This window comes from Paenibacillus mesophilus, assembly GCF_005938385.1.
Classification (GTDB): Bacteria; Bacillota; Bacilli; order Paenibacillales; family NBRC-103111; genus Paenibacillus_AB; species Paenibacillus_AB mesophilus.
In genome coordinates this window covers 89313-107891 of the sequence record NZ_VCRA01000002.1, presented here as the reverse complement: position 1 = coordinate 107891, position 18579 = coordinate 89313, and the positions used below count along the sequence as shown (strand labels likewise).

The following is an 18579-nucleotide window of genomic DNA, read 5'->3' as shown; positions in this document are numbered from 1 at the left end:
GGACATTCGTCTAGAGTGACAACATTTTTTAGAATTCTATTGCTTCTTTTCTCTTTTCGCAATGTTCAAATAATATGTTAGCTCGTGGCACATTTGCAGAATGGCCGAGCGTACTTCGAACTCTTCGCGGCTCTGCGGCAGCGGCATATTTTTGAATTCCGACTCCAGACTCTCGAGCCGCTTCTCCACATTGCCGGTATACGTTTCACTCTTCACGTCGACGCTGAGCGCTTCGAACAGCTCCGCCACAAGCTGTCCGTGCGGAAGATTGCTGTACACCTGGGCTACGATCTGGATCATGTCCTGAATCGACTCCAACTGCCCGGATCGCATTCGAAAATACCCGTTCCAATACGGATTCCCGGAAAACAGCCGGTTCTCGGACGCCTTCACGGCTTCCTGCTTGCCGCGCTCGATCGCCTCGTGCGCCTCCAGCACTTCGCTTCCACTCCATATGTAATCGACATCGCGCAGGTTGCGGGCGAGCTGCACGAAGATTGCGGAGAACAGCTCCTCCACGCGATCCCTCTCCTGCTTCAGCCTGCGTTCCAGATCAGGCATGTACACGACATTGACGATCGTCGCCGTGCCGAGGCCGATGAGGAGCAGTCCGAGCTCGTTCATCACGATCGGGATCGTGGCCGAGCCGACCGAGAAAATATGAAATACGACGACACAGCATGTCGCGAGCCCATTCTGCAGGCGGAGTTTCAAGAGCACCGGAATCGCTATTAATATGAATGCGGCCAGCACCGGCAGATGGAAGCCGAACAGGACCAGCATCAGTGTCGCGATCGCGAGCCCCATCACGGAGGCGCCGATTCTGACCAACGACGTGACGATCCCTTTGCGTATCGTCGATTCCACTCCCAGAATGGCGAGCAGCCCGGCGGACATCGGATATTCGAGCGACAGCAGCATCGCCAAGTAGACGGCGGCGACCGTCGCGATCGCAGTTTTCACGGTTCGGATTCCCATAGACGTCCCCCTGTTATTTTCTTCTATCGTAAACGAACGTTCCGGGCATTACAATCGGCAAAGCTTGTCCCGTTTCAATGGAAAATAGCAGTCTTTACCAGCTACTAAAATAGAAGCTGCAAACCACCCTTAATATCATTCTCCGGCGGTGGCGGCACAGTATCGTCGAAAAAAAAGGAACAGCCCCTCGCGGAGCCGCCCTGCCTTTAAATTTATTAGCGCCGCTGCAGCTTTCTTTCCGCATAAGCGACTACCTGATACATAATGGTCGCGACGATCGCGATAATGACGAGGCTCCCCAATACGAGCGTGAAGTTGAATACCTGAAAGCCGTAAATGATCAAGTATCCGAGCCCCTGCTTCGAGACGAGAAATTCGCCCACGATGACCCCGACCCATGCAAGACCCACATTCACCTTCAACGTCGATACGATTGCAGGCACCGAAGCGGGCAAAATCACCTTTTGGAACGACTGGGTTCTCGTTCCGCCGAACATCCGGATGACTTTGATATAGTTCGCGTCGACTTCCTTAAAGCTGGTATAAACGACTAGCGTCGTAATAATAACGGTAATGGCCAGTGTCGTCGCGATAATCGACATGACGTTCGGTCCGAGCCCGACGATGAACAACGGACCGAGCGCCACCTTCGGCATACTGTTGGCAACGACGATAAACGGATCAAGCACCCTGGCTAGAAAAGGCGACCACCAGATAAGCGTTGCCAGCGCGGTCCCGAACAACGTGCCGAGTAGGAAGCCCGCTCCGGTTTCCATGACCGTAGCCCATACATGGGGCATCAGGGAACCGTCCGCCATTTTTTCGATAAGCAGCTTGGCGATTTTGCTCGGATAGCTGAACAGCAGCACGTCGATCCATTTGCCGCGTCCCGCCGCTTCCCACAACGCGAGAAAGGCGACCAGCAGGGCGATTTGCGTCGCTGCGACCGATGCCGTCATGCGGCGGTTCCTTCCGCGATGCTCGCGCATAACGCGATTCGTCAGGACGGCCAGCTGGCCGTCCCTCTTTTCCGGCACGGGTGTCGGCGTCATGACGGCTCCCTCCTTGCTTCCATTTCTTCGAGCTCTCCCCATATTTCGTTAAACAGCGCATGAAAGCCCGGCATCTCCCGCGCTTTCATCGGGCAGGCGGAGCGAATCGGCCCGGGAACCAGAATTTCCCGCCGCACCCGTCCCGGCCCCCGATCGAGCACGATCACCCTGTCGCTCATGGCGATCGCCTCCGTGATGTCGTGGGTCACGAGAACGGCCGATTTCCGTCTCGATCGCAGCGTCTCCGATACAAGCTGCTCCAGGGTGAGCTTCGTCTGGTAATCGAGAGCCGAGAACGGTTCGTCGAGCAGCAGAATGTCCGGCGACGTGATGAGCGTCCTTACGAGCGCGACTCTTTGTCTCATCCCGCCGGACAGCTGGTGCGGATAACTGCCCGCAACGTCCTTAAGCCCCATCTCCGCGAGCAGCCGAACCGCTTCGGCCTTCTGTTCGCCCGTCACTTTGCCGTTCAACTCCAGACCGATGACGCTGTTCGCTAGAATAGTGCGCCATGGAAACAAATAGTCGTGCTGCAGCATGTAGCCGACTTTGCGGGAAGGGCCGGACACCGGCTGGCCGCCTACTTCCACATGCCCCTCTGTCGGCTCGATCAGACCGGCTATAATCGATAAAATCGTCGTCTTGCCGCAGCCGCTCGGGCCGACCAAGCTTACGAACTCCCCGGCTTCCAGCGTGAAGCCGACCTTCTCCAGCGCGACGAATGCGCCTTTGCCGGACACGTATACGTGAGTCAAATCGTGAATGCCGACTGCCGGTTTCACGCGAGTCACCGTCCCCTCCCGCCTTATTTCTTCACGGCGTCGATCGCTTTCTGGGCGAACGAATTATCGACAAGCTTCTTGTGGTCGGCCCGCTGCTTCAGCTCTCCGGCAGCTTGCATGACGTCCTGCAAATTGTTCCATTCCTTCTCGTCCACGATCGGGTCCGTCGCGAACGACTGCTGGTCTTTGTACCGTTTCACGACCGCTTTCACGATTTCTTTATCCGTATCGGCGAAGAAAGGCATGACCGCGTCGGCGATTTGCTCGACCGTCTTCTCGGCCACCCATCGCTGGGCTTTGTAGACGGCGTTCGTAAACTGCTGGATCGTTTTCGGATTGCGGTCGATGAAGCTTCTCTTGGACATGAACACGGTATACGGCAAATTGCCGCTCTCCACGCCGAACGAAGCGATGACGTACCCTTTGCCTTCCTTCTCGATCACGGTCGCCTGCGGCTCGAACATTTGCACATAGTCGCCGGTCCCGGACGAGAAGGCCGCCGGAATGTTGGCGAAATCGACGTTCTGGATCAGCTTCAAATCTTTCTGCGGATCGATCCCCTTCTTCTTCAGCGTAAATTCGCCCGCCATCTGCGGCATCCCGCCCTTGCGCTGTCCCAGGAATGTGCTCCCTTTCAGCATCGACCAATCGAACTTGTCGAGCTTCCTGCGGGATACGAGGAACGTTCCGTCCGTCTGGGTCACTTGGGCGAAATTGATCACCGGGTCGTCGGAGCCTTGCTGATTGACATAGATCGACGTCTCGGAACCTACCAGCGCCACATCGATGCCGCCCGACAGCAGTGCCGTCATCGTCTTGTCTCCGCCGGCCGTCGTCGTCAGCTCGATATCGAGCCCTTCCTCTTTGAAAAATCCTTGGCTGATCGCCACATATTGGGGGGCATAGAAGATCGAACGGGTTACTTCCCCGATCCGGATCTTCGTCTGATCTTTGGCGGAACCGGAGCAAGCGCTGACCAGCACCGGTACGATAGCGACAATCGCGATCAGCAAGGACTTTATCGTTCTGCTCATGGATAGTCCTCCCTTTCTCTCTTTGCTACCATCGTATGCAAGAGCCCAGTTCGCGGTTAATGTCAATGACAAAATTACCCCGCAAAGTGGAGCCATGCTTCGGGGCTTATTCCAAGTACTTTACGGGGACCCCGAAATTATAAACGCTATAAATGTAAAAAAAGCGGAGAGCCAAAGCCCTCCGCCTGTTACATCCACTATATTACAATCCGTATATTTCGCCGTACTTCTTCTTTAAATACGCGATCAAGTATTCGGGATTAAGCGATTCTCCCGTAATCCGGGTTACGATTTCGTGCGGGGTGAGCAGCTTGCCGTACCGGTATATGCGTTCGACGAGCCAATCTTTGACCGCGGCAAACCGTCCGTTCGCCGTCAGGTCGTCCAGATCGCCCAATTCCTTCTCCAGCGTATGGCGGATTTGCGCCGAGTACATATTGCCGAGCGAATACGACTGGAAGTAACCGAACGCCCCGCCTGCCCAATGAACGTCCTGCAGCACGCCTTCCCCGTCATGAGACGGCTCGACTCCAAGGTATTCTTTGTATTTCCCGTTCCAGTAAGCGGGCAGATCCGCGACACTTAGCGATCCGTCGAACAGCGCTTTCTCGATCTCGTAGCGGATCATGATATGTAAATTATAAGTGAGCTCATCCGCCTCGATCCGGATCAGCGACGGCTGGACGATATTGATAGCGTTGTAGAACGACTCTACCGGCACATTTCCGAGACGATCCGGATACAGCTCCTGCAGCTTCGGATAATAGCGGTTCCAGAACGGACGGCTGCGTCCGACCATATTTTCCCAGAAGCGGGACTGCGACTCGTGAATCCCCATCGATGTGCCCGTACACAATGGCGTGCCGATCAGCTCCGCGGATATGTTCTGCTCGTAGAGCGCATGGCCGCATTCGTGGATCGTCCCGAACAGCGCACTCGTGACGTCATCCGGCAAGTAACGGGTCGTAATCCGCACATCGCCGGGGTTCAGCCCGGTCGCGAAAGGGTGCACGCTCTCGTCCAGACGCCCCGCCTCGAAATCGTAGCCGAGCTCGTTCAGAATAAACAAGCTAAACTTCTTCTGCTCCGCAACGTCGAACGACTGCTTCAAAAAGGCCGTGTCCGGCGTTTGATTCGACCGCTGGATCGCCGATACGAGCGGCACCAGCTTCTCCCTTACGTCCGCGAACAGCTTATCCAGCTTCTCCACCGTCATTCCCGGCTCGTACATGTCGAGCAGCGTGTTGTAACGGTGTCCCTCGTAGCCCCACAGCTCGATAAACTCGAGGTTCGCGGCCACGATTTTTTCCAGATACGGCTGGAACATGGCGAAATCCGCCTTATGCTTGGCATCCTCCCATACCGATTCCGCTTGTGAAGTAAGCACTACATACGCTTTGTATTTGTCCGGCGGGATTTTTTTGCTCCGGTCATATTCCTTCTTGCATTCCTCGACGAGCTTCCGGTTGACTTCATCCAGTTGCTCGAACGTACCCGGCTCCGACAATTGTTCGAGATATTGTCCCATCTCGTCGGACACCGACATTTTGAACATTTCCGCGGACAGCTCCCCGATCACCTCGGAACGGGCTTCCACGCCTTTCTTGGGCGCTCCGGTCCGCAGGTCCCAGTACATGACGTCCAGCGCTTCCCCATAGCTTTTCATTTTCTTGACATAACTCCGAAAAGACTGCAGCTTCTCAGCAAGCGATTCGCTCATACTCGATACGTCCTCCTTCGGCTATGTACAAACGGATGGTTCCATCATACTTGGAAAAGAAAGGCGAATCAACTTCGCCACCGGATTATGGTAAAATGGAAAGCGGTGATATTTCAAACGTTTGGAGTGGAACGAGATGAACGTGCATTTTACCGAAGAAGCGGCGGCCCATATCCGCGCGCGGCATTTCACACACAGTGCCGCAGGCGCGATCAAGCTCGCTTACGATACCGACGGCTGCGGATGCGCGGTAAACGGCGTAGCCGCATTATGGATTGTCGATAGTCCGGAAGAAGACGACCAGCTTGCGTCGAGCAACCTGTTCACCGTCTTTTATGATCCGAAGCAGGAGCTGTTTTTCGAAGACAAGCTGACGGTGGACCGCAAGCCGGAGCAGCAATCGCTCATCCTGAAGAGCAGCCAGCAAACGTACAATCCTTCTATGCGCCTGATCGATCGCAGGTCCTCAATCCCCCGGAAGTGAAGAGCTGCTTCGTAGCACATTCCGTCGGAGCAGCTCTGCTGCTCTCGCAACAATAGCTACAACAAACACGAATGTACTTCGCCGAATTGCATCGATCAAAGCTATTGTTAATACTTCCGGGGGAGCCCCCTTTTTACAACAAAAGGGCTTCTTCATATGAAGAGGCCCCTTTGGTTTACCCTTAACTCTATCTTATTTCTCGTAGCCTTCATCAACGACGTCAAGCTTGCCTGTTTTCGGGTCGATGACGAGCCCGTGAATCGGAATTTTCGGCACGAGCGGATGGTGGCGGATCAGGCTTACGCTGCTCTTGATGCTTTCCGTCACGTCGTTGAAGCCTCTCAGCCAATGCTCGATATGAAGTCCGGAATGCTCCAATATTTGGATCGTATCTTCGGGAATGCCCCGCTCGAGAAACTTCGCCTTCATCTGGTGGGGGTTAATGTTGCCCATACCGCAATCGTGATGCCCGATGACGAGCACTTCTTCCGCACCCAGCTCGTAAATGGCTACGATAATACTGCGCATGATCCCGCCGAAAGCGGTGGATACGACGCCGCCAGCCGACTTGATCATTTTGACGTCGCCGTTCTTTATATTCATGCTGGCCGGAAGCAGTTCGATCAGCCGGGTGTCCATGCAGGTGAGAATCACGAATTTTTTGTCCGGAAATTTCGAAGTCAAATACGGCTCGAACTTGCCTTGCTCTACGAACGATCGGTTATAGCCGATAATTTCATCCAATAATCTTTGCACGTGTCGTTCCCTCCATACGAAGTCATTTAAGAAATCCTTGCTCGACCGCCCGCCCGATCAGTTTCCGGGCGTGCTGCCATAGCGCGGACGAGCCATCCCCGATGTGACGGTTCCTCTCCAGCACTTGTTCGCTTGTAATCCCGTGCTCTTTCCACGATTGGCCTTCGTTCTCGCAGTTCAGAAGAACGGGCTGCAGCCGGTCCATCGCCGCCGCGAACTTCGCTTCATTCGTTTCGCGAGCTTCGAACTCTTCCCACAATTCCATGAACTCGGCCCGCTGGTCCTCTGGAAGAAGGCCGAAAAGCCGGTTCGCCGCTGCCTGCTCGCGTTCATATTTGCCTTCCAGTCCTTTCACGTCATAGGCGAACGTATCGCCTGCGTCGATTTCGACCAGATCGTGAATCAGCAGCATCTTCAGCACTTTAGGCAAGCTCAAGTCCGGTGCATTGGCATGCTCGGACAGCAGAACAGCCATGACGGTCAAATGCCAAGTGTGCTCGGCATCGTTCTCGAACCGTTCGCTGCGGATAAGCCGGCTTTTGCGGAACACGTGCTTGAGTTTGTCGATTTCCAAAATAAATTCGATCTGCTGCTCCAACCGCGATTTCACGTTCCGCTTCACCCCTGCGCAATTGTGTTCAATTCCCGTTTCCGTTCCGCCTCGCGGCTGCGCGCTTCGATCACGTCGGTACGGTCGCGAAGCGTATGCTTGTTCATAATAAAACGGTTGGCCGGATCGCTAGGCTGTCGCCAGCCGAAGCCTCTCTGCTCGCATTTGGAGCGGCATAGCCGGATCAGTTCCTGGTCGGAGAGCGGGATATCCAGATCGGTGAACGGAGCCGCCCCATCGGCCGACAGCTCTTCCAACCTCTGTTCCACTACCGCGCGGAATGCCTTATGGTCTATACCCAGCTCGGCAAGATGGGTGTCGCTCATATTGCGCAAAGAAGCCGCGATCATTTTCAACGCGCCCGCCCGATTGCCTCGTCTATGATGGTACAGCGAAACGGCTACTTGAATAAGGGCTACCCACGTTTTGCTTTTCGGATCGGCAGGATGCTCTTTCCAGTACTCCTCCAGCAGCTCATGGCATTCGAACCAGTCGCGGTCCGCGTGGAAATGAAACAAATATTCGACATATGCATCGGGATACATGCTGCTCGCCGCCCCCTAGGAACTTTAACGGAATAACGTTTCTGCTCTCTGACGACCGGGACTTGCCGGTCCATCTTTTCATTATATCACGTTTTGCATCAAAATTTTTTCAACAATCTATTATAAATTTTGAAACCGTTGCCCACGCTATTCGTAGTACATACTGTTGGGCAAAATGCATCTAACGTTACAGGAGGGTATTGCAATGAAAAAATGGATGCTGGTTCTGATGGCTTGCTTCTTCGTCGTTGCATTCAGCGCACCACAGTACGCGGACGCAAAACCGAAAGGCGGCAGCTTCAACTCCGGCAGCAAATCGTACTCGCCGACGAAACCGGCCGATAACGTGTCGAAGACCGATCCGGCCAAATCGCCGACGAATCCGGCTACTCCGGCAACGGCAGCCAAACCGGGCCTTTTCGGCGGCGGCGGTTTCATGAAAGGGTTAATGATCGGCGGATTGGCCGGCATGCTGTTCGGCGGACTGTTCGGAGGCATGGGCTTCCTCGGCAACATACTCGGATTGCTCGTAAACATGATGGCGATCTTCGTGCTCATCATGCTCGTTCGTTACGTTTACGTCTATTTCCGGGATCGCAATAAACAGAAGAAGAGCTTCCAAGAATGACGCTGAGCCAGCAGGAGATCATCAACGCCATCTGCGAGCATATAGCGGAACGCAAAGGGATAAGTCCGAATCAAGTTACCGTTCAGCTCGAATGGGAAGAGAATCTCGGATTTTCCGCAGAGGTCACGATTGACGGCCGGTCGCATTATATTATCGAAGCGAACATGCTGGAAGCGATCGAACGGTACATCCTGAACCACTATGATCGCCGCGTATTCCGCAGTCAGTTGGAGCTCGATGTGGAAGACGAAATGTTCTGCATCGTGAGAGAATAACGATAGTAGAATCAAACAACGGCCGTCCGGCCGCGGGGAACGTTCCGATTCATCGGAACGTTCTTTTTGTTTGCGAACCGGATCGCACGATTGTTCTGATCATCCGGCAGCTCAAATATATCCGCTCTTCGTATCGAACATATCCGCTCCCGCATTCGAATGAAAATTGTCGAAAGTAGTCGTAAGCATGTGGCGTTGTCCGGTTTCGGCCGACCGGTAAGCTCCGAACATGATCTCGTGCACATGAAGCTGCTGACGGGCCGACTGCTTCGGCTGCCGCCCCGTGCGGAGACAATGAACGAAATGGCTCATCATGTCTTTCTCCGACAATTCGGACGGCTGGAGCTTGGGAGCATAGCATCCCTGCAGGCCGCGCCATGCGACCTGCTCGGCATCCTCGATCGGTTGATGAGGCGAATGGATAACGAGCGGAAAGCCGCCGTCACCCAGCGCAATCGTTCCTTTACGGCCGTATATGAGCGTATTGTTCTGCGAGAATGAAGTTCCCCACAACGTCCTCACGACTGCGTGCTGTCCTTGCGCGAACTGCACGATTACCGTTGCGTTATCGTCAACGTCGCTTCGGATTTGTTTCCCTCCGCCCACGATACGGTTCGGAATCAGGGTATTCACTTCCGCCATCACGGAGCTCGCGGGTCCGAGCAGCGAAATCAGCCTGCTGACCGGGTACACGATGCAATCGAGAATAGCCCCGCCATGGGAGACGGCCTTGTTATAATACCAGTTGTCTCTCGGTGGACCCGGAATATTGAGCTGGACGTCCGCTCCCGTAATTTTGCCGATCGTTTCCTCGTTCAAATATTGAAGTGCGGTTACGAATGCCGGATGCAAATTGTAAGGCAGGTTCATGAAAATGAGATTGTTTCGCTCCGCCGCCTCCACCATGCTTTTGCAATCGTCGTAGCTCGTCGCCATCGGCTTTTCGTTCAGAACGTGAAGCCCTCTTTTTAATGCGGCCAGCACGACTTCGGCATGTATCGAATGCGGCGTGGTGACAATGACGGCATCCAACTGCTCGTTGTCCATCATTTTCCCGTAATCGTCATACCACCGAGGTACGCCGTACAGCTTCGCCTTGCTCTCCGCATTCTCGATATGCTTGGCGCACGTCGCGACGAACTGAACCCCTTCCAGCTTGCCCGCCTGCTCGAAATAACGGTTGCTCACATGCCCGCTTCCTACCATTCCCAATCGGATCGGCTTCACCTTGCTCGTCCTCCTCCCAATATCAGGAATAGCATATCACTTTTTCACTTCGTTGCCCATGAAACGGTTCCGCAGCCGAACGTACGGGGTACGAACAAATCGTGTGTTTTTCGTGAATCTCGCAACTATTTCCGTTCTATTACGTCTGAACATATGCGAGAATGCTAGAGAAAGAGGATGAGAGATGAGAGGTAGAAGATGGATCGCCGCCCTGCTCGTATCGGTGACGGTATTCACCGCACCGGCGACCGCCGCTCTGGCCGCGACGACGAAATACCGGGTTTACCAGAACGAGACGGCGATATCCGAGTTTTCCGACTTGAAGCAAGCGATTACATTCGCCGGATGGTACTCCGAAAGCTACGTGGAAGAAATCAGCACCAGGAAATGGGTATGGAACAATTACCCCCGCTACAAGCTGTACCAATATGACGTATCGCTGCCGGGCTGGGAATTCGCCACGCTCGAACAAGCGAAAGCCGTCGCCCAATATTACAAATATGCTTCCATACGCGACATGCAGTCGACCGGCTGGGTGTGGAACAATTATCCCCGCTACCGTTTGTACCAAGGCGGCATTACGCTCGACGAATGGGAATATACGGAATTGAAGGATGCGGTCGCGGCCGCGAAATATTATTTGGGCGCACACGTCATCGACTTGAATACGAACAAATGGGTATGGGACAACTTGGCCCAATCCGAGAAGCAGCAGCTCCGCGAAGGAGCGAAAAAATACCAAGTGATGCAGGACAACAAAACAAACGCACAGTGGTCGTTCGGCTACTTGGAAGACGCGGTGAACGAAGCGTTAAACTGGGCCAATTCGGTAGTCATCGATACTACGGACGGCAACAAAGTCGTGTATTCGAATACAAACAAATACAAGGTGTATCAGGACGACAACCTGATCAACGAGTTTGCCAGTCTCGACGATGCAATCTATTACGCCCAATGGTTTCTGCATATCAAGATCAAGCTGAACGGCAAAGAAATATGGAATAATTTCCCCTATTATCAGGTTTACCAGAACGACAACAAAGTCGCGGAGTTCAAGACGATACAGGAATCGCTGCAATACGCGGAATGGTACAAATACATATCGCTGAGGACTTACCACGGCTCGCGCATCTGGAGCAACTTCCGGAAGCTGCTGTACTGGGGCTGGAACGGCTCCTCGGCAGCAGATACGATCAAGAAGCAGGTTCAGACGACGGCCGGTCTGGACATCGATTCCCCGACCTGGTTCCAACTGGCCGATGCAAGCGGAACGCTCAAAGATATGTCCAATAAAGAATCGATGGTGTGGCTGAAAAGCCAAGGGTACGAAGTGCACCCGCTCGTCAACAACCAGTTCGACTCGGCCTTGACGACGCAGTTTCTCGCCAACCCGGCGGCGCAGCAGAAGTTCATTCGCGCGCTGGTCGACAAAGCGGCGGATTTGGGCGTCGACGGACTCAATATCGACTTCGAGAATTTGGCGGGCAAAGATCGTGCGGCTTTCACCGCATTCATGCAGTCTTTTACGACGGCCGCTCATGAGAAAGGGCTGATCGTTTCCATCGACCTGCCGCGCGGCAGCGTCAAGTGGAACCATTTGACCGCATTCGATCACGAGAAGCTTGCGACGATCGTCGACTATATTATCACGATGACGTACGACCACCACTATTCCGGAAGCGACAAGCCGGGATCGGTTGCCGGACTTGCTTGGACCGAAGAAGGCGTCAAAGAGTTTCTGGAGTACGGTATTCCGAGAGACAAGCTTCTGATGGGAATCCCGTATTATGTGAGGGAATGGAAAATTAACGGAACGACGGGGGCGCTCGAGAGCAACCGCGCCATCTACATGAAAGATTTGCCCGCACTGATCGCCGCCAAAAAAGCGGTCTCCTCATGGGATGCCCAGTTCCAGCAATACAAGGTGGAATACGAGGAAGACGGGTACCGTTACGTGTTCTGGCTGGAGGATAAAATAACGGTTCAGGCGCGTATCGATATCGCCAAAAAGTATGATCTCGCCGGAGTCGCCGCCTGGAGGCTCGGCTATGAGACGACGGAAGTATGGAACTCGATTTTGCCGAAAAAATAAGCTTGTGCAGTGAACGAACAGCGGTGTCTCCATGGAGACCCGCTGTTTGATTTTGTTGGGCCGTGCACCATCAATTTTTGTCCTATTTCCGCTATACTTTTGGCACAACATCAGCCGACCCAAGATATATAATGGAGGCAATCCAAAAGTTTCCAAGGAGTGAAGCCCATGTACACTTGCAGGCCCGTCCGGCACGAAGACTTTGCCGTGATCTGTACGTTTCCGCAATCCGAGGAAGAGCTATTTTTCATGTTTCCGTCAGGCACGTACCCGCTGGCCGCGGCTCAGCTGGAAGAAGCTGCGAGCAAGCGGTGGTGTCCGACTGTAGTGACGGACGACAACGGCGAGCTGGCGGGATACGCTAATTTCTACGGTTACGAGGAAGGAAAGCACTGCAGCTTGGGCAACTTGATCGTTGCTCCGCAGCATAGAGGCAAAGGAGCAGCCGTTCAGCTGCTTCAGTCGATGATCGAGCAGGCGAGAAACGAACTGTCCGTCCCCCGCCTCCTGCTCGTCTGCCATCATACGAATCCGCGAGCGCTGCTCTTCTACAACAAGCTCGGCTTCACTCCGTGCGGAATGAACAGAATGACGAACCGCAGCGGCGAGATCATTGTCGGGATTCAGATGGAGATGAAGCTGTAAAACCTCGTATTACTGGTCAAGCAGCTCCTCCAGCTCTTCCGGATCGTCAGTCGGGGCAAAACAAGCGAAATGCTCGCATACGTATGCGGTCGTTCGTCCGCCAAGCGCAACTTTATCCTGAACGAGCGGGATCGTTTGCCGGACGACGTCGCCCTTTTCCCCGTTCGGAACGAGAATAACGACGGCGCTCGGCAGGAACCGGCTCCGGACCGATTCGAGCATCCGCTTCGTCTCCGTCTTCTCCGGATCGCCGGCGATCACGATCTCCATCGGCGACGACACGGCGAAGTCGAGCGTAGTTAGCAGCATCGCGTGACCGCTCGGATAGCGCTCTGCCGCGCCCGCGAATGCTTGCAGCAGCTCGTCGGCTTTCTGGGCAAGCTGTGCATCATAGACATACTTCGACAGCCGCTGCAAGTTGTACGCTGCGACGGAATTGCCTGAAGGCATCGCCCCGTCATATATTTCCTTCATCCGGGTGAGCAGCTGCTCCGCATCGTGCCCGTAGAAGAACAGCCCGCCCTTCTCGTCGTCCCAGAACAGCTTGATCAGATCCTTGGCGAGCCCCGCCGCCTTCTGCAAATATCCAGGCTCGAACGTGGCCTCGTACAGCTCGATCAAACCCCAGATCATATAGGCATAGTCGTCAACATATCCGTGAAATGCCGCTTCCCCGTCGCGGTATCTGGCGAGCAGGCGTCCGTCTTCGCGCCTAAGCTTGGTCCACAGAAAAGCTTCCGCCTTGGCCGCCGCTTCGGCGAATGCCGGGTTCCCGAGCACTTTCGCCCCTTTGGCCAGAGCCGCGATCATAAGCCCGTTCCAGGCTGTCAATATTTTATCGTCCTTATGCGGATGAACCCGCTCTTCCCGGTAAGCGAACAGCTTGACGCGGCACGATTCAATCTTCTCGCGCAGCTCGGACAGCGTCATGTTTTTGCGCTTGGCAAACGTTTCCGGAACTTGCCCGATCAAATTCGGGATGCTATGTCCTTCGAAGTTGCCCTCTTCGGTAATATTGTACAAATCGCAATACAGATCGCCGTCTTCAGCGCCGAGTACGCCGACGATTTCATCCGGCTTCCAGACGTAGAACTTTCCTTCGTGCCCTTCCGAATCGGCATCCTCCGCCGAATAGAAGCCGCCTTCCGGATCGGTCATATCCCGGAGCACATAGGTGAAAATCCGCTCCGCCACTTCCGCATAATCCGGCTTGTCCGTCACTTGATACGCTTCCAGATAAGCGATCGCGAGCAGCGCGTTGTCGTACAGCATTTTCTCGAAGTGGGGCACGAGCCACCGCTCATCCGTCGAGTACCGGGCGAAGCCGAAGCCGATATGGTCGTACATCCCTCCCCGGTACATCGAATCCAGCGTCTTCTCCGCCATTTCGAGCGCCTGCTCCGTGCCTGTCCTTTTGTAGTAGCGGAGCAGCAACGATATATTGTGAGCGGTCGGAAACTTCGGAGCGGAGCCGAATCCCCCGTACGTTTCATCAAACAGCTCCTCATACTGCCGGTAAGCGCGGTCGAGTGTCTGTTCGGACAGCTTGCCTTCCAGGTTGGAGAGCATGCGCCCCTTCGTCTCCTCCATGATCTGCTCGCCGATCTCCTCGACCTTGACGCGGTCCTCCCGCCATTTCTCCGCCAGCTGCGGCAGCAAATCCATCAGCCCGTAACGGCCGTATTTGCGGTTCTTCGGATAATACGTCCCGGCAAAAAACGGCTTCTTGTCCGGCGTCATCACAATCGTAAGCGGCCAGCCCCCCTGTCCGGTCATCGCCTGGCAGACGGACATGTACAAGTGATCGACATCGGGACGCTCCTCCCGGTCGACTTTGATGGAGATATAGTGCTCGTTCAAGATGGCGGCGACTTCCTCGTCTTCGAATGACTCTCGCTCCATGACGTGGCACCAATGGCAAGTGGAATAGCCGATGGATAAGAATACGGGTTTATTCTCCCGCTTGGCGATTTCGAAAGCTTCTTCGGACCAGGGGAACCAATCTACCGGATTGTATTGATGCTGCAGCAAATATGGCGACTTTTCCTTGGCTAATCTATTGGACCGTTCGTTCGTAGTCATGGGACATCGCCTCCTTGGCAATTTGGATATTATTGTCGATAGTTAGAGATTAGCATAACCAGTACGAAAAAGGAAAAACCGATGTCTATACCACCAAGCGACGAAAAAAAACATTATCATATTCCTTGACCGGAATATTCCCAATAGTGTATATTAAAAGTGTTCAAATACTAATTGAATGAGGTGGATAATGAATATGGAAACAAGTAATGTAGCAATAACGATAGAAACTACAGTTCATAAGCCGGTCGGAGAAGTGTGGAAACATTGGAATGAGCCGCAGCATATTACGAAATGGTGCGCTGCTTCTGAGGACTGGCATGCGCCGAAGGCCGAGAATGATTTACGGGTCGGCGGTAAATTCGTTACAAGAATGGAAGCCAAGGACGGTAGCTTTGGCTTTGATTTTGGCGGCGTTTATGATGAAGTGAGAGTAAACGAGTTTATTGCTTACACGATGGAAGATGGAAGAAAAGTTGCGATCACTTTTATTAGCGAAGGAAACGCCACCAAAGTAATCGAAACCTTTGATGCGGAAGCCACCAATCCTGTTGACATGCAAAGAGCAGGCTGGCAGGCGATTTTGGATAATTTCGGAAAGTACAGCGAAGTTAATTAACTATCGTAGAACAAAACCGCTAAACACTTGGAACTCCTTGTGTTTAACGGTTTTTTCGTTCATGGAAGACTTATGTTCTTCTATGGTATCGGCGGCTCTACTTTCTATAATTTTATCAGCTCATAATGCAGCACTACGTTCCCGGATTTAAAGGCTTTCGTATCCAACAAGCGGAGGCCAAACCGTTTAACATGCTGGAAGAGCCGTTTGCCTTCGCTTGCTACAACCGGTGTAACGATAAACATATATTCATCGATCAACTCTTCCTCGGCAAGCTGCTGTACGATTGTTCCGCTTCCCATTACCAGTATATCGCTTCCTGTCTCTTCTTTTAATTTGCGAACTTTATCCACTAGATTTCCATCGAAAATTTTCGTGTTCTCCCATTTCGCTTCCTTCAAATTTTTGGAGAACACGATTTTCGTCATTTGCGTTAACTCTTCGGCCACTGCCTTCATCTGTTCGGGGGCATTGGGATCATTTAGTATGGGCACCCAGCTTCGTTCGAACCCCATGTAGGTGATTTCTCCCAACAAGAGAGTATCCATGCGCCCACCGCTTTCATGCACAGCTTTGTCCACCTCAGGATCATGCACAAACCAATCCATTCCGAACGTTGCGTCATTAAGGCTGGCAAAATATCCGTCAATCGAAACTCGGTTTAACATTTTTATTTTTCGCAAATCCAATCACTCCTTGGTTTTGGGTCGTATACATTGTACTTCGATATCCATTGCAAAAATTGTATAATCCCGTCCATCGAACTTTAACGATAATAAACTCCTTCCCTTATGTTTAACAAAACGTAAGGGAAAGGAGTCATTATGAATTGCATATAGATTCCATTGTTCTATAAATACGAGGAACCTGCCTCGTCGCTATGGAAGTCACTAACCTTCATCGTGATGGTTTTGGGACTTAACCAAGAAAACGCTTTGATATCACGGATAAAATGCGACTGATCGAAATAATTGAGCGCGTAAGCAACATCCGACAATCGATCGAAGCTCCCGGTCTTCATTAACCGCAATGCCTCATTAATGCGCACAATCCTAATATATAATTGTGGCGATATTCCTACGACACGGGCAAAGCGTTTCTGAAACTGACGCTCAGATATATGGAAAGCCGAAACAATTTGTTTCACTGAAATAGAAGAAACGGATTTTCGAATAAAATCCAATGACTGCTCAATCAGTTCGTCTCGCTTTTTCGTTTGATTCATTTTCTCTGTTAAAAAAGTACAAAGCAAAGAAACCCGCTCTTCATTCGTTGATGCGGTCAAAAGCTGGTTGTCGAGCTCAATAGCACCGAATTGATCGGGGGGCAGGAAGCCTTGGTTAAGCGAGGAGGCGTCCCAACCGAACAAAGAATACAGGGCGTGAGGCTTTAACACGACCTGTATAGATACATACGGTTTGTCCTTGAAACGCATGACACTCGGTGCAGATCCTTGACCATGCAGAAAAAATATGGGAATCGCGGAGATTTGCGCATTGCCGATCGTAATGCTTTCGATCGCAGCTGAATCGTCATCAGCGAGCTGAAATACGATACCGGGTAATCCTTTCGGACACACTTTAACGTCAAGCGATTCGTTTCCTGTATATGTTGAAATTCGAATGCATTCGATATCGCGCGCTAAATCATGAGGCGGCAATACCATAGAAAAGTTTATTGTACTCATAGTCCCTATTATACATGCTTAAAAGAAAGCTAAACAGCATTTTTCCGCTAGCTATCTCGCATTTAAGACTTGAACATGACGCGACGTCATGTTTTACAATGAGGTTACCGGTACAAAGCTGGCGCAAACTATATGGACGGGCTTGGAGATATTCTAAGACAAGCATCCGGATCAAATGAATGAAGCGGAGGATTGAATGATGAGCAAACATTTTATTAACCACGACTCCTTTTCCTTGGAACGCAACTATACTGCCTCTCCTGATCGGACTTACGCCGCATGGTCGGACCCCGCCATAAAGGCCAACTGGTTCCCAAAAGCGGATGAGTTCGAATTCCGTATAGGCGGACGCGAGATCGTTCGAGGCAGTGAACCGGGGGGGCCGATCTACACGTCGGTCGCCATCTATCAGGAGATTGTGCCGGATACGCGCATCGTCTACACCATCACCATAGACAAGGGCGAGACGAGGATATCGGTGTCTGTCGTCACGGTGGAATTCAATTCCGAGGGCTCCGGCACGAAGCTCGTCTATACCGAACAGTGCGCCTTTCTCGATGGTCTGGATTCGCTGGAAGATCACATGCACGGGGCGAACGCTTTTCTGGACGAGCTTGACAAGGAGCTTAATCGCGCAAATTAACGGGAGGTGGCTGCTTGTGAGAAAAGTCGTTGTATCCGAGTTCGTGACGCTGGACGGTGTCATGGAGGATCCGGTTTGGACGGTCCCCTTCAATACGGATGAACAAAATCAACACAAATTCGAGGAGCTCCAGTTGTGCGACACTCTTCTGCTTGGCCGGGTCACATACGAAGGCTTTGCCGCTGCTTGGCCTAAAATGGGAAAAACGAATACTGTCGTGAATCAAATCCGGGATTTTTCCATTCCAGAAGGCTTTGCCGACAGAATGAATAACTATCCTAAATATGTCGCATCAACTACAAAGACCCCACAGCAGATGAGATGGAACGCAAGTCTCATCGAAGGGCCTATTGCGGAACAAGTCTTGAAGCTGAAACAGCAGCCCGGTCGAGACATTCTGGTCCTCGGGAGCTGCGAGCTGGTTCACACGCTGATGCAGGATGATCTCGTCGACGAGTATCGGATTATGGTATTTCCGGTTGTGCTGGGGAGCGGAAAACGTCTTTTTAAAGACAATAACGAAATGAAGTCTCTAAAGCATGTCGCAACAAAGACATTCCGTTCAGGTGCCGTGGAACTGACTTATCAACCGGCGAAGAAGGAATGACGGGAATTGTCGGATTTTTGAAAAAAGCAAATGGACGACTTCAAGAAGTACATGGTATGCTGGAAACCGGAAGGAACTACCTTCCGGTTTTTTCGTTCAATCTTGCAGGGCAG

General features: G+C 52.6%; 20 protein-coding genes. 8 read left to right on the top strand and 12 right to left on the bottom strand.

Features of this window, described 5'->3' with window-relative positions:
• Positions 1–36: 36 nt before the first annotated feature.
• The 5 genes from FE783_RS03140 to FE783_RS03120 all read right to left on the bottom strand — a co-directional run bounded on the left by FE783_RS03140 (position 37) and on the right by FE783_RS03120 (position 5566).
• Positions 37–978 carry an aromatic acid exporter family protein gene (locus FE783_RS03140; protein WP_138877877.1) on the bottom strand — a complete coding sequence of 314 codons (942 nt, stop codon included), beginning with the start codon at positions 976–978 and terminating at the stop codon, positions 37–39.
• Between the two features lie 215 nt (positions 979–1193).
• Positions 1194–1937: an ABC transporter permease gene (locus FE783_RS03135; RefSeq protein ID WP_420799710.1), complete on the bottom strand. Its 744-nt coding sequence runs from the start codon at positions 1935–1937 to the stop codon at positions 1194–1196.
• A gap of 89 nt (positions 1938–2026) precedes the next feature.
• Entirely contained in the window at positions 2027–2812 is a 786-nt protein-coding gene (locus FE783_RS03130; protein WP_138878269.1) for an ABC transporter ATP-binding protein, read from the bottom strand.
• 23 nt (positions 2813–2835) lie between these two features.
• Positions 2836–3846, bottom strand: a complete 1011-nt coding sequence (locus FE783_RS03125) for an ABC transporter substrate-binding protein (protein WP_138877875.1) — start codon at positions 3844–3846, stop codon at positions 2836–2838.
• Between the two features lie 202 nt (positions 3847–4048).
• The gene (locus FE783_RS03120; protein WP_138877874.1) at positions 4049–5566 is read right to left on the bottom strand and encodes a carboxypeptidase M32; all 1518 of its coding nucleotides are present in this window, start codon (positions 5564–5566) and stop codon (positions 4049–4051) included.
• Positions 5567–5702: 136 nt separating this feature from the next.
• Here FE783_RS03120 and FE783_RS03115 point away from each other — a divergent pair, with 136 nt between their 5' ends.
• Entirely contained in the window at positions 5703–6050 is a 348-nt protein-coding gene (locus FE783_RS03115; RefSeq protein WP_138877873.1) for an iron-sulfur cluster biosynthesis family protein, read from the top strand.
• Positions 6051–6242: 192 nt separating this feature from the next.
• Here FE783_RS03115 and FE783_RS03110 read toward each other — a convergent pair whose 3' ends face one another.
• The 3 genes from FE783_RS03110 to FE783_RS03100 are packed head-to-tail and all read right to left on the bottom strand — an operon-like array spanning position 6243 to position 7961.
• Positions 6243–6806 carry a beta-class carbonic anhydrase gene (locus FE783_RS03110; RefSeq protein ID WP_138877872.1) on the bottom strand — a complete coding sequence of 188 codons (564 nt, stop codon included), beginning with the start codon at positions 6804–6806 and terminating at the stop codon, positions 6243–6245.
• A 22-nt stretch (positions 6807–6828) separates the two neighbouring features.
• Complete coding sequence (locus FE783_RS03105; protein WP_138877871.1) at positions 6829–7416, bottom strand: HD domain-containing protein; 588 nt, start codon at positions 7414–7416, stop codon at positions 6829–6831.
• Between the two features lie 8 nt (positions 7417–7424).
• On the bottom strand, positions 7425–7961 hold the full coding sequence (locus tag FE783_RS03100; RefSeq protein ID WP_138877870.1) for a DUF309 domain-containing protein: 537 nt from the start codon (positions 7959–7961) through the stop codon (positions 7425–7427).
• Between the two features lie 205 nt (positions 7962–8166).
• Here FE783_RS03100 and FE783_RS03095 point away from each other — a divergent pair, with 205 nt between their 5' ends.
• The gene (locus tag FE783_RS03095) at positions 8167–8589 is read left to right on the top strand and encodes a hypothetical protein (protein WP_138877869.1); all 423 of its coding nucleotides are present in this window, start codon (positions 8167–8169) and stop codon (positions 8587–8589) included.
• The gene (locus FE783_RS03090; protein ID WP_138877868.1) at positions 8586–8864 is read left to right on the top strand and encodes a DUF2653 family protein; all 279 of its coding nucleotides are present in this window, start codon (positions 8586–8588) and stop codon (positions 8862–8864) included. The genes FE783_RS03095 and FE783_RS03090 overlap by 4 nt, the downstream gene beginning before the upstream one ends.
• A gap of 111 nt (positions 8865–8975) precedes the next feature.
• Here FE783_RS03090 and FE783_RS03085 read toward each other — a convergent pair whose 3' ends face one another.
• Positions 8976–10091, bottom strand: a complete 1116-nt coding sequence (locus tag FE783_RS03085; RefSeq protein ID WP_138877867.1) for a Gfo/Idh/MocA family protein — start codon at positions 10089–10091, stop codon at positions 8976–8978.
• A 184-nt stretch (positions 10092–10275) separates the two neighbouring features.
• On the opposite strand from FE783_RS03085, the gene FE783_RS03080 reads away from it, so the two are divergent.
• Positions 10276–12183, top strand: coding sequence for a glycosyl hydrolase family 18 protein (locus FE783_RS03080; RefSeq protein ID WP_138877866.1), 1908 nt, complete (start codon positions 10276–10278; stop codon positions 12181–12183).
• Positions 12184–12351: 168 nt separating this feature from the next.
• The gene (locus FE783_RS03075; protein WP_138877865.1) at positions 12352–12828 is read left to right on the top strand and encodes a GNAT family N-acetyltransferase; all 477 of its coding nucleotides are present in this window, start codon (positions 12352–12354) and stop codon (positions 12826–12828) included.
• Positions 12829–12837: 9 nt separating this feature from the next.
• Here FE783_RS03075 and FE783_RS03070 read toward each other — a convergent pair whose 3' ends face one another.
• The gene (locus tag FE783_RS03070) at positions 12838–14910 is read right to left on the bottom strand and encodes a thioredoxin domain-containing protein (RefSeq protein WP_138877864.1); all 2073 of its coding nucleotides are present in this window, start codon (positions 14908–14910) and stop codon (positions 12838–12840) included.
• A 196-nt stretch (positions 14911–15106) separates the two neighbouring features.
• On the opposite strand from FE783_RS03070, the gene FE783_RS03065 reads away from it, so the two are divergent.
• Complete coding sequence (locus tag FE783_RS03065) at positions 15107–15529, top strand: SRPBCC family protein (protein WP_138877863.1); 423 nt, start codon at positions 15107–15109, stop codon at positions 15527–15529.
• Positions 15530–15633: 104 nt separating this feature from the next.
• On the opposite strand, the gene FE783_RS03060 is transcribed toward FE783_RS03065, so the two are convergent.
• Entirely contained in the window at positions 15634–16212 is a 579-nt protein-coding gene (locus FE783_RS03060) for a dihydrofolate reductase family protein (RefSeq protein WP_138877862.1), read from the bottom strand.
• A 167-nt stretch (positions 16213–16379) separates the two neighbouring features.
• Positions 16380–17216, bottom strand: a complete 837-nt coding sequence (locus FE783_RS03055; RefSeq protein WP_138877861.1) for a helix-turn-helix transcriptional regulator — start codon at positions 17214–17216, stop codon at positions 16380–16382.
• A gap of 196 nt (positions 17217–17412) precedes the next feature.
• Between FE783_RS03055 and FE783_RS03050 the strand changes: the two genes are divergently transcribed.
• Both FE783_RS03050 and FE783_RS03045 read left to right on the top strand, forming a co-directional pair.
• Positions 17413–17859: an SRPBCC family protein gene (locus tag FE783_RS03050; protein ID WP_238402838.1), complete on the top strand. Its 447-nt coding sequence runs from the start codon at positions 17413–17415 to the stop codon at positions 17857–17859.
• A 16-nt stretch (positions 17860–17875) separates the two neighbouring features.
• Complete coding sequence (locus tag FE783_RS03045; RefSeq protein WP_138877860.1) at positions 17876–18466, top strand: dihydrofolate reductase family protein; 591 nt, start codon at positions 17876–17878, stop codon at positions 18464–18466.
• The last annotated feature ends 113 nt before the right edge of the window (positions 18467–18579 follow it).